The sequence below is a fragment of the Streptomyces sp. NPDC043876 genome, from assembly GCF_056435825.1.
Window position 1 is genome coordinate 204,657 of the sequence record NZ_JBWKDV010000008.1, and the last position, 14,281, is coordinate 218,937.

Here is a 14,281-nt window from a genome sequence, read left to right on the forward strand (position 1 = left end):
GGTGCGGAAGGAGCGTGGGAGCGTGAGCGCAGTCGAGGGCGTGCTGAGCGGCAGGCAGGCGCTGGTGACGGGAGGGGCGCGCGGACTGGGCGCGGCCATCTCGCGGCGGCTGGCCGCCGCGGGGGCCACCGTGCTGGTGGCCGACGTGCGCAAGGACCTCGCGCAGGAGCTGTGCGCGGACCTCCTGGTGGCGGGCGGCCGGGCCCGGTTCGTGGAGCTGGACGTCTGTGACGCCGAGGCGGTCGCGGCCGTGTTCCGGGACCTGGAGGAGGACGGCCAGGCCGTCGACATCCTCGTCAACAACGCCGCGGTGGACGTCTCCAAGGCCGTCGAGCAGCTCTCGGCGCAGGAGGTGACGCGCGTGGTCACGACGAACCTGCTGGGACCGATGTACCTGTGCCTGGAGTCCTACCGGCGCATGGTCGCCCGGGGCGGCGGCCACATCGTGAACATCCTGTCCACGGCGGCGAACCGGACCTGGACGGAGGCGGGTCCCTACGCCGCCAGCAAGACGGGCCTGCGCGCCTTCACCCACACCCTGTTCAAGGAGGCGCAGCGGGACTGCGCGGGCATCGGGATCACGGGGATCATCGCGGGCGGCATGGAGACCGGCTTCATCCTGGAGCGCTTCCCCGATGCCGACGTGACGATGCTGCAGAGCCCGGAGATCGTGGCGGACACCGTCATGTACGCGCTCTCGGTGCCGGTGGGGAGCGTGGTACCGGAGCTCGTGGTGGTGCCGCGGTGCGAGCCGTCCTGGCCGTGACACCCCGGGGGTACGGGGTCGGGCCGTAACGGTGCGCTACCACTCGAATGCGCGGTCGGCGTGCCGTCCGCGGCGCCCGCGTGCAGGCTGGGGATCTCTGGCGGCCTTCGAGGCCGGCCGACGCGTACGGAGCCGCAGCCGCTCCACCGAGTCTTCCGCGTCGCACACTCCCCGTTCTCCCAGGAGCTGACCATGGGCCCTTCCCCCGCCCGCCGCTGGGCGCACGCCGTCGTCACGGGCGGTGCCGGATTCGTCGGATCGCACCTCTGTTCCGCCCTCGTGGCGGCGGGTACGGCGGTGACCTGTGTCGACGACTTCAGCACCGGCCGCCGTGCGAACGTGGAACATCTGATCGGCCGGCCGGACTTCGTGCTGCGCGAGGCCAACGTGTCCGAGGGGCTCACGGTGGACCGCGAGCCCGACCTCGTCCTGCACCTGGCCTCCCCCGCGTCCCCGGCCGACTACCTCCGGCTACCGCTGCACACCCTGGAGGCGGGCAGCCTCGGCGTGCGCAACGCGCTCGCGCTGGCCCACCGCAGCGGTGCCCGCTTCCTCCTCGCGTCGACGTCCGAGGTGTACGGCGACCCGCTGGAGCACCCGCAGAGCGAGCGGTACTGGGGCAACGTCAACCCCGTCGGGCCGCGCAGCGTCTACGACGAGGCGAAGCGGTTCGGGGAGGCCCTGGCCACGGCGCACGCGTCGGCCCTGGGCACGGACGTCGCCATCGTCCGGCTGTTCAACACCTACGGACCCCGCATGCGGGGCTACGACGGGCGCGCCGTCCCGACCTTCATCCGGCAGGCGCTGAGCGGAGTGCCCATGACCGTCACCGGTGACGGTCTGCAGACGCGCTCGCTCTGCTACGTCGACGACACCGTCGCCGGCATCCTCGCGATGGCGGCCCACGGCATGCGCGGGCCGGTGAACATCGGCAACCCGGTCGAGGTGACCATGCTCGACCTCGCCCGGCACATCCGGCACCTCACCGGCTCCCACGCGCAGATCACCTTCATCGACCGGCCGACCGACGATCCCGCCGTGCGCTGCCCGGACATCACGCTGGCGCGCGACAAGCTCCAGTGGGAACCGGCGGTCGCGGCCGAGGACGGCTTGCGGCGCACGATCGAGTGGTTCCGCGCCCATCTCGACGACTGACCGGACGCCTCCCCCGACCAGGTCCGCCCCGCGGGGCCGCGACGGCGCCCCGCCGCTTTCCATCCCGCCGGCCGAAAGGCTCGTACCACCATGCGTGTTCTCGGAATCAACGCGCTCTTCCACGACCCCTCCGCGGCCCTCGTCATCGACGGCACGACGGTGGCCGCCGCGGAGGAGGAACGTTTCTCGCGCCGCAAGCACGGCAAGCGGCCGGTGCCCTTCTCAGCCTGGGAACTCCCCGAGCGGGCGGCGGCTTGGTGCCTGCGGTACGCCGGGCTGCGGCCCCAGGACCTCGACGTGGTCGCGTACGCCTACGATCCCGAACTCGCGCTGCCCGCGCTGGACATGGGGCTGGACGACCCGTGGGACCACCTGCGGCAGACCTATGCGCGCGAGGCCGCCGGATTCCTGGCGGCGGCGCTGCCCGGCCTCGACCCGGCCCTCGTCCGCTTCGTGCCCCACCACATGTCCCACGCCGCGTCCAGCGCCTTCGCCGCCGACGGCGCGGAGCGCAGTTCCGTCCTGGTCCTGGACGGACGCGGCGAACGCGCCTCCCACCTGGCGGCGACCCGCCGGGGCAACCGGCTGGAGCCGCTGCGCGCCCAGGAACTGCCGCACTCCCTGGGCCTGGTGTACGAGGAACTCACCGACCACCTCGGCTTCCTGAGGTCGAGCGACGAGTTCAAGGTGATGGCCCTCGCCTCGCACGGGCGGCCCCGCATGCTCGACACCCTGCGCCGCCACGTCTTTCCCACCGGCGACGGCGGATTCCACGCCTCGGACGTCCCCTGGCACGAATTGTGCCCCCCGCGGCATCCGGACGAGCCGTGGACCCAGGAGCACGCCGACACGGCGGCCAGCGCGCAGGCGGTGCTGGAGGAGACCCTCCTCGACCTGGCGCGGTGGCTGCACGGCCGCACGCACGACGACGTGCTCACGCTGGCCGGCGGTGTCGCGCTGAACTGCGTGGCCAACGCGCGGATCGCGCGCGAGGGCCCCTTCTCCCGGGTCTGGGTCCAGCCGGCCGCGGGCGACGCGGGCACGGCCCTGGGCGCGGCCCTGCTGGTGGCCGCGCAGGAGGGCGAGACCGTGGAGCCGATGACGGGCGCCGACCTGGGCCGCGACTGGTCCGACGCGGAACTCGGTGCCTGGCTCAAGACGGCGGGCGTGCCCTTCGAGCGGCCCGCGGACATCGCCGAGACGGTCGCCGAGGCCCTCGCGGACAACGCCATCGTCGCCTGGTTCCAAGGGCGTTCGGAATTCGGTCCGCGGGCGCTCGGCCACCGGTCCCTGCTGGCGCACCCCGGCCACGCCGGGAACCTGGAGCGGCTCAACGACGTCAAGGGCCGCGAGCAGTTCCGCCCGGTGGCGCCCATGGTGCTGGAGGACCGCGCCGCCGAGATCTTCGACGGGCCGCTGCCCAGCCCGTACATGCTGTTCGTCCACGACGTCGCCGCGCCGTGGCGCGAGCGCATCCCGGCCGTCGTGCACGTGGACGGCACGGCGCGGATCCAGACGGTCGACGCCGCCCGCGAACCGCTGGTGGCCCGGATGCTGACCGAGTTCGAGCGGCGCACGGGGCTGCCCGTGGTCGTCAACACCAGCCTCAACACGGCCGGGCGCCCCATGGTGGACGACCCCCGGGACGCCCTGGAGTGCTTCGGCTCCTCACCGGTCGACCTGCTCGCCATCGGGCCGTACGCCATCCGGCGCGGCGGCCTCTTCGCCACGGGAGAAGCCCTGTGAGCGCGACGACGCGGCTTCCCGCGGCGCCGTCCTACGCGGTGGTGATCCCGACGGTGGGGCGGCCGAGCCTCGCCGCCTGCCTGGCGGCCCTGGCCGCGGCGACGGCCGACGGGCAGGGGCCGGAGCGGGTGGTGATCGTGCACGACCGGCCGCACGCCGACGGGACGGTGCCCGCCGTCGAGGTGCCCGAAGGCCTGCGCGCGGTCACCGTCGTGGTGCCCGGCGGGGCACGGGGACCGGCCGCCGCCCGCAACACCGGTGTCCGGGCGGCCGGCCCGGCGCCCTGGATCGTCTTCCTGGACGACGACGTCGTGCCCGGGCCGACGTGGGGCCGCGACCTGGCCCACGACCTGGCATCGGCCTCCCGCGACACCGCGGCCGTCACCGCCCGCATCGACGTGCCTATGCCCGAGCGCCGGCGCCCCACCGACTGGGAGCGCAACACGGCGGGCCTGGCGACGGCGCGCTGGATCACCGCCGACATGGCGTTGCGGCGTACGGCCCTGGACGCCTCCGGCGGCTTCGACGAACGCTTCCGGCGGGCCTTCCGGGAGGACGCCGACCTGGCCCTGCGCCTGCTGGACGGCGGCTGGACCCTGGCGTCCGGCACGCGCCGCACCACGCATCCGGTACGGCCCGCCGACCGGTGGGTCTCCGTACGCCTCCAGCGGGGCAACGCCGACGACGTCCTGATGGCCCGGCTGCACGGGCGCGACTGGTGGCAGCGCGCCGGTGCGCCGCGCGGCCGGCTCCCGCGGCACCTGGCGGTGAGCGCGGCGGCCGGCGCGGCGGTGGGCTGCGCCCTGTCCGGCAGGTGGCGCGGCGCCGCCGTGTGCGGGGCGGCCTGGCTGGCCGGGACCGCGGAGTTCGCGGCCGCCCGCATCGCACCCGGTCCCCGGACCCGGCCCGAGGTGCTGGCCATGGCCGTGACGAGCCTGCTCATCCCGCCGGCCGCCTGCTGGCACTGGCTGCGCGGTCACGTCGCGCACCGGGCCGTGCCGCGCCGGGCGGCGGCCCGCGGGCCGGCCGCCGCCGCGGCGGTGACGGTGGCGACGGGCTCCGCGGGGGCCCCGCGCGCGGAGGCCGTGTCGTGAGCGGCGACGCCCGACGGGATCCCGCCGGTGGTCCGTGGGTGTGGGACGGCCCCCCGACGGCCGGCTGCGCCCGCCGCGCGAGGGTGCCCGCCGCGGGCCGGGCGGGGGACGCCGGGCGGCGGCTCCCGGACGCGGTCCTGTTCGACCGCGACGGGACGCTCGTCGTGGACGTGCCCTACAACGGGGATCCCGCGCGCGTGGTCCCCATGCCCTCCGCCCGCGCCGCCGTGTCGGCCCTGCGCCGGGCCGGTGTCCCGGTCGGCGTGGTCAGCAACCAGTCGGGCGTGGCCCGCGGGCTGCTGACCCGGAGCCAGGTCGAGGCGGTCCGGCGCCGCGTGGACGCGGTGTTCGGGCCGTTCGCCCTGTGGGCGGTGTGCCCGCACGGACCGGACGGCGGCTGCCGCTGCCGCAAGCCCGCTCCGGGCCTGGTCCTGGCCGCCTGCGAACGGCTGGGCGCGGCGCCCGGCCGGACCGTGGTGATCGGCGACATCGGGGCGGACGTGGAAGCGGCCCGCTCGGCCGGCGCGCACGGCGTCCTCGTTCCCACCGCGGTCACCCGCCCGCAGGAGGTCGCAGCGGCCGGCGCCCGCGCGGCCGACCTGCTGGGCGCGGTCCGCCTGGTGCTCGGCGGCGGACCGGGCGGCCGCGCGCCGGCCGGCCGCGACCGGCGCGCGGAACGGTCCCGATGACCGCGCCGCGCACGCTCGTGGTGCGGCTGGACAGCGCGGGCGACGTGCTGCTCAGCGGCCCGGCCGTGCGCGCCGTGGCCGCCGGGTCGTCCCGCACCACCCTGCTGTGCGGCTCCGCCGGCGTCGCGGCCGCCCGGCTGCTGCCGGGCGTGGACCGCATCCTGGTCCACGACGCCGCGTGGGTGGGGCTGCGCCCGGGCCGGACCTCCCGCGAGGAGTGCGGGATGCTGGTGGACGCGCTGGCGGCGGAGCGCTTCGACCGCGCCGTCGTCCTGGTCTCCTACCACCAGAGCCCGCTGCCCGCGGCACTGCTGCTCGCCATGGCCGGGGTGCCGTCCGTCGCCGCCGACTGCGAGGACTACCCCGGTTCGCTGCTGGCCCTGCGCCACCGCAGGCTGCCCGGCCGCCACGAAACGGAGGCCGCCCTCGACCTGGTGCGGGACTTCGGCTTCCCGCTGCCGCCCGGTGACGACGGCGCGCTGCGGGTGAGCGCGCCGCCCGACACCAGCCGGCTGACCGGACCGGAACCGTACGTGGTGCTGCATCCCGGGGCCGCCGTGGCGGCGCGCTCCTGGAGCCCGGACCGCGCGGCGCGCGCCTGCGCCGCCCTGCACGATGCCGGCCACCGGGTGGTGGTGACGGGCAGCGCGCCCGAGAAGGAGCTGACGGCGCGGGTCGCGGGCCGGCACGCCCTGGACCTCGGCGGGGTCACGCAGGACCTGGGCGAACTGTCGGGGGTGCTGGCCGGCGCCCGCGCCCTGGTCGCGGGGAACACCGGCCCCGCCCACCTCGCGGCCGCCGTCGGGACGCCGGTGGCGTGCCTGTTCGCCCCGGTGGTGCCCGCCGAGCGGTGGCGCCCGTACCGCGTGCCGCACGTCCTGCTCGGCGACCAGCGGGCCGCCTGCGCCGGAAGCCGGGCCCGCGACTGCCCGGTCGCGGGCCATCCCTGCCTCGACTCGGTGGCGGACGCCGACGTGCTCGCGGCGGTGGAGTCGCTGCTCGCACCGGCGCCGCCGGCACGGTCCCGCCACCGGCCGCCGGGGACCGCGCGGACGCGGCCGTCCGAACCCCACCAGAGCGAGCGAGAGGCACACGCGTGAACATCCTGCTGTGGCACGTGCACGGTTCCTGGACCACGGCGTTCGTCCAGGGCCCGCATTCCTACCTGGTCCCCGTCACGCCCGACCGGGGCCCGGACGGTCTCGGCCGGGCCCGGACCTTCGACTGGCCGGACGCGGTGCGGGAGGTCGCCCCGGACGAGCTGCGCCGGACACCGGTGGACCTCGTCGTGCTGCAGCGCCCGCACGAGTGGGAGCTCGCCGAGCGCTGGCTCGGCCGACGACTGGGCCGCGACGTGCCGGTCGTGTACCTGGAGCACAACGCCCCCTCCGGCGCGGTGCCCGAGACCCGGCACCCCTGCGCGGACCGCGACGACCTGACCCTGGTCCACGTCACGCACTTCAACCGGCTGTTCTGGGACAGCGGCACGACCCGCGCCGAGGTGATCGAACACGGCATCGTCGATCCGGGCCACCTGTACACCGGGCACGTCCCCCGGGCGGCGGTCGTCGTCAACGATCCCGTCCGGCGGGGCCGGTTCACGGGCACCGACCTGCTGCCGGGGCTGGCCGAGGCCGCCCCGCTGGACGTCTTCGGCATGCGCACGGACGGGCTGGCCGCCCATCTGGGCCTGTCCGCCGACCGGTTGCGCGCCCGGGACCTCCCGCAGCGCGAGCTGCACGCGGCGATGGCGCAACGGCGGCTTTACCTGCACCCCGTCCGGTGGACCTCGCTCGGCCTGTCCCTGCTGGAGGCGATGCACCTGGGCATGCCCGTCGTGTGCCTCGCCACCACGGAGTCGGTGGAAGCCGTCCCGGCGGGGGCGGGCGTGCTCTCCACCCGGCCCGAAGAGCTGGCCAGGGCCGCCCGCCACTACCTGAACGAGCCGGAAGCGGCCGCCCGGGACGGCGCGAGGGCCCGGCAGGCGGCCCTCGACCGGTACGGACTCAAACGGTTCCTGGACGACTGGGAACGCCTGCTCACGGAGGTCAGGTCATGACGTCGCCCATCCGCCCGGTGAGATACCGCCCTGGGAGACCGCGCCCGCTCTCGATCGCCCTGGTCTCCGAACACGCGAGCCCCCTCGCGACCCTCGGGGGCGTGGACGCGGGCGGCCAGAACGTCCACGTCGCCGCCCTGGCCGGCGCCCTGGCCGACCGCGGGCACCGCGTCGTCGTGTACACCCGCCGGGACGACCCGGGCCTGCCCGAGCGGACCCGGATGCGGGCGCGCGTAGAGGTCCGCCACGTCCCGGCCGGGCCCGCGGAGCCCATACCGAAGGACGAACTCCTCCCCCACATGCGGGACTTCGCCTACCACTTGATCAACGAGTGGCAGGCGGGGGCGCCGGACCTGGTGCACGCGCACTTCTGGATGTCGGGCGTGGCCTCGCTGATCGCCGCGCGCGAACACCACGTGCCCCTCCTGCACACCTACCACGCCCTGGGCAGCGTCAAGAAGCGCCACCAGGGAAGCTCCGACACCAGCCCGGCGGCCCGGATCACCCTGGAGAAGGACATCGGCCTCCGGTGCGACCGGGTCATCGCCACCTGCCGGGACGAGGTCCGCGAACTGGGCCTCATGGGCATCTCCCCGGAGAAGTCCCCCATCGTTCCGTGCGGGGTGGACCCGAAGCGCTTCCGGCCGGTGGACTCCGCCGCGGAGCACCGCCCCGGGCGCCCGTACCGGCTGCTGCACCTGGGGCGGCTCGTTCCCCGCAAGGGGGCCGCCCTGTCCATCGCGGCCCTCGCGCGCCTCCCGGGGGCCGAGCTGCTCATCGCCGGCGGGCCGCCCGCCGACCGGCTCGACGGCGATCCGGAGGTACGCCGGCTGCGCGCCCTCGCCCTGGGCGCGGGGGTGCTGGGCCGGGTGCGCTTCCTGGGCGCGGTGCCCGGCGAGCGGGTCCCCGCCCTGCTGGGCGACTGCGACGTGGTGCTGTGCCCGGCGGACTACGAACCGTTCGGGATCGTGCCCCTCGAAGCGATGGCGTGCGGGCGCCCCGTGGTCGCCAGCGCGGTCGGCGGCCAACTGGACACCGTGGCCCACGGCGAGACGGGCCTGCTGGTCCCGCCCGGTGACGCCGCCGCCCTGGCGCGCGCCGTCGCCCTGCTGCTGGACGATCCCGCGCGGCGCCTGGCGTACGGCGAAGCCGGGCGCAGGCGGGTGCTCGGCCACTACGGGTGGGACCGCGTGGCGGCCGCCACCGAAGCCGTCTACCGGTCGGTCCTCACCTCCCGGTTCAGCGTCGCGGAGCCCGTGTGAACAGCCCCGGGGCGCGCCGGCCCGATGCCCCGCCGGCCGCCGCGCCGACCGACCGCCCGTCCCCTCGCCCGAAGGAGGTGAAGCCCGGCGCGCCCGCCGCGGTGGCCGGGCCGACGCCATGAACCACGGATCCTCGCACGCACACACGGACGCGCACCGGCACTGCCAGTCACTGCAGGAAGCGCTCGACGCGCTGCGGCGCGACGGCCTCGACCGGATCGGCCTCTGGGGCACCCGCCTCGCGGCCGTCCTCGGGTCCGGCGGCCGGCTCCTCGCGGCGGGCAACGGAGGCAGCGCCGCCCAGGCCCAGCACCTGACCGCGGAACTCGTCGGCCGCTACCGCCGCGAGCGCCCCGCGTACTCGGCGATCGCCCTGCACGCCGAGACCTCCAGCGTCACCGCGATCGGCAACGACTACGGGTTCGAGCACGTCTTCGCCCGCCAGGTCGCGGCGCACGGGCGCGAGGGCGACGTCCTGGTCCTGCTGTCCACCTCGGGCCGCAGCACGAACCTGCTGGCCGCCGCGATGACCGCCCGGGCGAGCGGGGTACGGGTGTGGGCCCTGACCGGCGCCGCTCCGAACCCGCTCGCCGAGGCCGCCGACGACGCCCTGTGCATCGCCGCGGAGTCGTCGGCGACGGTCCAGGAAGCCCATCTGGTCGCCGTCCACCTGCTCTGCGAGTCCTTCGACGCGGCCATCGCCCCGCTGGCGCACCGCGGCCGGAGCGGCGCCGCGCGGCCCGCCGTCGTCGGCGCCGAGGGGGGATCATGACCGGGTCGCCGCGGCCCCTGGTCGTCGTGGGCGACGCCCTCCTCGACCGGGACATCGACGGGACCGCCTGCCGTCTCGCGCCGGACGCCCCGGCGCCGGTCGTCGACGTCACCTCCGACCGGTCCCGTCCGGGCGGGGCCGGGCTCGCCGCCCTGCTCGCGGCCCGCACGGGGCGGCAGGTCACCCTGATCACCGCCCTCGGCGACGACGGGGCGAGCAGGGCCGTACGGGCCGCCCTGCGCGGCCGGCTGCGGCTCGTGGAGCTCCCGCTGGAGGGGACCCTGCCGGTCAAGGCACGGGTGATGGCGGGCGGCAGGCCGCTGGTCCGCGTCGACCGGGGCGGGGGGACGGTCGGGGCGCCGCCCGAAGCGGTGCGGGAAGCCCTCGCGTCGGCGCACGCGGTGCTGGTGGCGGACTACGGGCGCGGCACGGTGGAGGCGGTGCGCGCGCTGCTGGCCGACGCCGCGCGGCGCGTACCGGTGGTGTGGGACCCGCACCCGCGCGGCGGCCCGCCCGTCCCGGGCGCCCGGCTCGTCACGCCGAACGCGGCCGAGGCCGCGGCGTGGGAGGAGGCCGACGGGGACTCCCTCGGCGCCCACGCCCACCGCGGCGCGGCGCTCGCCCAGCGCTGGCGGGCGGCCGCCGTCGCGGTCACCCTCGGTGAGCGCGGGGCCCTGCTCACGCGGCCGCACGCGACGGCCCCCCTGCTGGTGCCGGCCCCCTACCGGGCCAAGGGCGACCCCTGCGGCGCCGGGGACTGCTTCGCCGCGCTGACCGCCTGCGCGCTGGCGGACGGAGCGCTGCCGGAAGAGGCCGTGGCGCAGGGCGTGGCCGCCGCGGCCGCCTTCATCACCGCGGGCGGCGTCTCGGCGCACGGGCTGTGGGAGGAACCGCGGGGCCGCCGCGCGTCGGCGCCGGGCGGTGCCACCGCGGGCGGCACCGGAGCGACCGGTACCGGGGGCGGTGCCACGGAGGCCTTCGCCCTCGTGGAGGCCGTACGCGCGCGCGGCGGCACCGTCGTCGCCACCGGCGGCTGCTTCGACCTGCTGCACGCGGGCCACGTAGGGCTGCTGGACAGCGCCCGCGGCATCGGGGACTGCCTCGTCGTGTGCGTGAACTCGGACGCGTCGCTGTCCCGGCTGAAGGGCCCGGGCCGCCCGCTGACCCCGCTGGAGGACCGGCTGCGCGTCCTGCTCGCCCTGGGCAGCGTGGACGCGGTCGTCGCCTTCGACGAGGACACCCCCGAGGCCGTCCTGCGCGCCCTGCGCCCCGACGTGTGGGTGAAGGGCGGCGACTACTCCTGCGAGGACCTGCCGGAAGCGGCGGTGCTCTCGGCGTGGGGTGGCCAGGCCGTCGTGCTGCCCTACCTGGACGGCCGGTCCACCACCCGCCTCGCGCACCGCGCCGCCGCGGCGTCCGCCACGGCCCGGCCGTCCGCCGGCTGATGGGCGGCCCCCCTGCCGGCGCCGCGCGGCCGGCCACCCTGGTCCTGCGCGCGCTGGGGCTGGGCGACCTGCTCGCCGCCGTACCGGCGCTGCGCGCCCTGCGCCGGGCCTGGCCCGCACACGAACTGGTGCTGGCCGCTCCCGCGCGGCTGCGGAGCGCCGCACTGGCGACCGGGCTGGTCGACCGCCTGCTGCCCGCCGACGCGCCCGGCCGCGCCGTCCCGGCGGCGCTCTCCTGGACGGGGCCGCCCCCCGAGGTCGCCGTGGACCTGCACGGCAACGGCCCGCCCAGCCACCTGCTGCTGCGGGCGCTGCGGCCCGGGCGGCTCCTCGCCTACCGGCACCCCGACCTCGCGGACCTGCCGGGACCCCACTGGGACGCGCACGAGCACGAACGCTCGCGCTGGTGCCGGCTGCTCACCTGGTACGGCATCGACGCCGACCCGGACGACCTGCGGATCGCGCCGCCCGCCGCCCCCTCCCCCGCGCCGGGAGCGGTCCTCCTGCACCCCGGGGCCGACGCGGGCGCCCGGCGCTGGCCCGCCCGCCGCTTCGCCGAGGTCGCCCGGGCGCTCCACCGGGCCGGCGCGGAGGTCCTGGTGACGGCGGGCCACGGCGAGGGACGGCTGGCGCACCACGTGGCCCGGCGGGCCGGGCTGCGGCCGGAGGCGGTGATCGGCGGGGACGACGACGTGCCCTTCGGCGACCTCGCGGCGCTCGTGGCGCACGCGCGCTGCCTCGTGGCCGGGGACACGGGCCCGGCGCACCTCGCCTCCGCGCTGGGCACCCCGTCCGTCGTGCTGTTCGGGCCGGTGTCGCCCGCGCTGTGGGGGCCGCCGCGGCACGGTCCGCACCGCGCCCTGTGGCGGCCCGGTCCGGGAGAGGACCCCTACCGCCCGGGTGATCCGCACGCGCTGGAACCGGACGACCGGCTGCTGCGGATCACGGTGGAGGAGGTACTCGCCGCCGTGGCGGAGCTGCCGGAACGGCGCCCCGGCCCACGGCCGTTGCGGCGCGCGGGGACGTGACGGCGCGATCGTGGGCGTTCGTCACAACTGACGCCATTTACCTGCTCGTTGTCCCGGAGTCTGCCACAAGGCCCGCCTCAATGGCGGCACTTCGGGCCGCCCGCTTCCGCTACGCACGTCCGGCCCGGTCCGGCCGGCGGGAAGCGGAAGATCCGCACGGCTCCCCGTGCCGCCCCCATGGAGGGAATCCGGCCAGGTCACGCGCCACGGGCGGACTTCGGCGCACCCGTGGGCCGTGAGCGTTCGGTGGACCAACCTTCAAAGCCCGAGCACAAGTTGCATACATTCCCCTCTCCATACGGGCACCCATGCTCTAGATTGACCCTGCTTCGCAAGGACGGACACGAGGCGACAAATCATGATCTACAGGTCTGTTCTCACGGACAGCCCGTAGTCGCCCCTGCGCCCACCGTGGGCGCGGAGGTGGTCCGTCGCGGTTTCTCAGGTACCCGGGAGGGGGCCCTGGGTGGAGGGGGAACGCCCGCGTGGCGGCTCCCCCGCATCTCGGGACCCGGGCGGAACGTGCGCATTCACATGTCGGTCGGGCGGGGTGTTCGCAGAGCGCCGCGCCGATCCGGTACGCCATGGCCGGGAGAGGGGTCTCCCGGAGCGGGACAGCACGGCGCGGGGGGCGGTGCCTCCCGGGGGGAGCAACAGTGCGGGGGGCGTGCGCCTCCCGGGGGGAGGAACCGTGTGGAGCAAGCACGTCGAGTCCGCTGGTGACCTGGGGGGGAATGTGCAGCAGGGGGAGGGTGAGTTAGCCGTCCCGTTCCTGCCGCCCCTCGGGCGTCCGGTGAACGGGACGATCGGCCGGCCCGCGGCCGACTGGGAGCAGCGGTACCGGCGTACCGTGCTGACCGGTGACAGCGTGGCCACCGCCCTCGTGGTGGCGGCCATCGGAGGCTTCTTCGGCGTCCGGGACGCGGCCAACTGGCACGAGAAGTGGACCATCCTGGCCTTCGGCACCGAGCTGCTGGTGCTGGGCGCGCTGGCGGTGAGCCGGGCATGGGAGCCGGCCGTCCTCGGCCAGGGCGCCGAGGAGTTCCGCCGGCTCGGGCGCTCGCTCGTCACGGCGGCCGTCGTCCTGGCGCTCGGCGGGATCGCGCTCAGCTCGCGCAACATCAAGCTCTGGATCTTCGTCGCGATCCCGGCGATCGCGCTGGTCACCCTGGTCGAGCGGTATCTGCTGCGGCTGTGGCTGTACCGGCAGCGAGGGGCCGGGCGGTGCCTGCGGCCGGTGCTAGCCGCGGGCAGCCCGGACACCGTGCGCGACCTGATCGTCCGGACCCGCAAGTGCCCGCGCCTCGGGTGGCGGGTGGAAGCGGTGTGCACACCGGACGGCCTCGGGCCCGACGGTGACCGGCTGGAGGGTGTACCGGTCGTCGGCCCGCTCACGGACGTCGCGGGCCACGTCCGCCGCGACGGCTACCGGGTCGTCGCGGTCACCCCGGACCCGCACTGGTCGCCGGAGCGGCTCCAGCGGCTGGCCTGGAACCTGGAGGGCGGCGACGCCGAGATGGTCGTGGCGCCCGTCCTGATGGAGGTGGCGGGCCCCCGGCTGCACGTCGACGGGGTGCTCGGGATCCCGCTCCTGCGGGTCAGCATGCCGATCTTCACCGGCGGACGCCGGGCGGTCAAAGAGGTCGTCGACCGGGCGGGCGCGGTGGTCCTGCTCCTGCTGTTCGCGCCGCTCATGGTGCTCGTGGGCCTGGTCGTGCTGGCCGACAGCCGGGGCGGGGTGTTCTACCGCCAGCGCAGGGTCGGCAAGGACGGGCGCGAGTTCACCACGGTCAAGTTCCGCACCATGGTGCCCGGAGCGCACGGGGCGCGGGCCGCGCTGGCCGGACTCAACGAGGGCGCGGGCCTGCTGTTCAAACTCCGCCGGGACCCTCGGGTGACCCGGGTCGGGGCGACGCTGCGCCGGTACTCGCTCGACGAGCTCCCGCAGCTCTTCAACGTGCTCACGGGATCCATGTCGCTCGTCGGCCCGCGGCCTCCGCTGCCCGAGGAGTCCGCCGCCTACAGCCCGGACATCCGGCGGCGGTTGCTGGTCAAGCCGGGGCTCACCGGCCTGTGGCAGATCAGCGGGCGCAGCGACCTGCCGTGGGACGAGGCGGTCCGGCTGGACCTGCGGTACGTGGAGGACTGGTCGCTGGCTCTGGACACGGTGATCTTGTGGAAGACGCTGCGTGCGGTGCTTCAGGGCCAGGGGGCCTACTGATGCGCGGGGGGCATCGTCCGGTGGGCTCGCGGACAGCAGGCCAC

Annotated in this window: 12 protein-coding genes; all 12 read left to right on the forward strand. The window is 76.3% G+C overall.

From position 1 onward, the window contains the following. Positions 1–22 precede the first annotated feature (22 nt). The 12 genes from AC0693_RS25065 to AC0693_RS25120 all read left to right on the forward strand — a co-directional run bounded on the left by AC0693_RS25065 (position 23) and on the right by AC0693_RS25120 (position 14,237). The gene (locus AC0693_RS25065; RefSeq protein WP_469316139.1) at positions 23–766 is read left to right on the forward strand and encodes an SDR family oxidoreductase; all 744 of its coding nucleotides are present in this window, start codon (positions 23–25) and stop codon (positions 764–766) included. A gap of 192 nt (positions 767–958) precedes the next feature. After that, positions 959–1,921, forward strand: a complete 963-nt coding sequence (locus AC0693_RS25070; RefSeq protein WP_469316138.1) for an NAD-dependent epimerase/dehydratase family protein — start codon at positions 959–961, stop codon at positions 1,919–1,921. 90 nt (positions 1,922–2,011) lie between these two features. Further along, complete coding sequence (locus AC0693_RS25075; protein ID WP_478802942.1) at positions 2,012–3,667, forward strand: carbamoyltransferase family protein; 1,656 nt, start codon at positions 2,012–2,014, stop codon at positions 3,665–3,667. Further along, on the forward strand, positions 3,664–4,761 hold the full coding sequence (locus AC0693_RS25080; RefSeq protein WP_478802943.1) for a glycosyltransferase family 2 protein: 1,098 nt from the start codon (positions 3,664–3,666) through the stop codon (positions 4,759–4,761). Before AC0693_RS25075 ends, AC0693_RS25080 begins: the two co-directional genes overlap by 4 nt. Further along, positions 4,758–5,450, forward strand: coding sequence for a D-glycero-alpha-D-manno-heptose-1,7-bisphosphate 7-phosphatase (locus AC0693_RS25085; protein WP_478802944.1), 693 nt, complete (start codon positions 4,758–4,760; stop codon positions 5,448–5,450). The genes AC0693_RS25080 and AC0693_RS25085 overlap by 4 nt, the downstream gene beginning before the upstream one ends. Continuing rightward, positions 5,447–6,550, forward strand: a complete 1,104-nt coding sequence (locus tag AC0693_RS25090) for a glycosyltransferase family 9 protein (protein WP_469316134.1) — start codon at positions 5,447–5,449, stop codon at positions 6,548–6,550. The genes AC0693_RS25085 and AC0693_RS25090 overlap by 4 nt, the downstream gene beginning before the upstream one ends. After that, on the forward strand, positions 6,547–7,509 hold the full coding sequence (locus tag AC0693_RS25095; RefSeq protein WP_478802945.1) for a glycosyltransferase: 963 nt from the start codon (positions 6,547–6,549) through the stop codon (positions 7,507–7,509). Before AC0693_RS25090 ends, AC0693_RS25095 begins: the two co-directional genes overlap by 4 nt. Beyond that, positions 7,506–8,771, forward strand: a complete 1,266-nt coding sequence (locus tag AC0693_RS25100) for a glycosyltransferase (RefSeq protein ID WP_478802946.1) — start codon at positions 7,506–7,508, stop codon at positions 8,769–8,771. Before AC0693_RS25095 ends, AC0693_RS25100 begins: the two co-directional genes overlap by 4 nt. Positions 8,772–8,889: 118 nt before the next feature. Then, positions 8,890–9,543 (forward strand): D-sedoheptulose-7-phosphate isomerase, encoded by a 654-nt coding sequence (locus AC0693_RS25105; RefSeq protein WP_478802947.1) that lies wholly within the window; start codon positions 8,890–8,892, stop codon positions 9,541–9,543. Next, on the forward strand, positions 9,540–10,988 hold the full coding sequence (locus AC0693_RS25110) for a PfkB family carbohydrate kinase (protein WP_478802948.1): 1,449 nt from the start codon (positions 9,540–9,542) through the stop codon (positions 10,986–10,988). Before AC0693_RS25105 ends, AC0693_RS25110 begins: the two co-directional genes overlap by 4 nt. Next, positions 10,988–12,016, forward strand: a complete 1,029-nt coding sequence (locus AC0693_RS25115; protein ID WP_478802949.1) for a glycosyltransferase family 9 protein — start codon at positions 10,988–10,990, stop codon at positions 12,014–12,016. Before AC0693_RS25110 ends, AC0693_RS25115 begins: the two co-directional genes overlap by 1 nt. A gap of 793 nt (positions 12,017–12,809) precedes the next feature. After that, the gene (locus AC0693_RS25120; protein WP_478802950.1) at positions 12,810–14,237 is read left to right on the forward strand and encodes a sugar transferase; all 1,428 of its coding nucleotides are present in this window, start codon (positions 12,810–12,812) and stop codon (positions 14,235–14,237) included. The last annotated feature ends 44 nt before the right edge of the window (positions 14,238–14,281 follow it).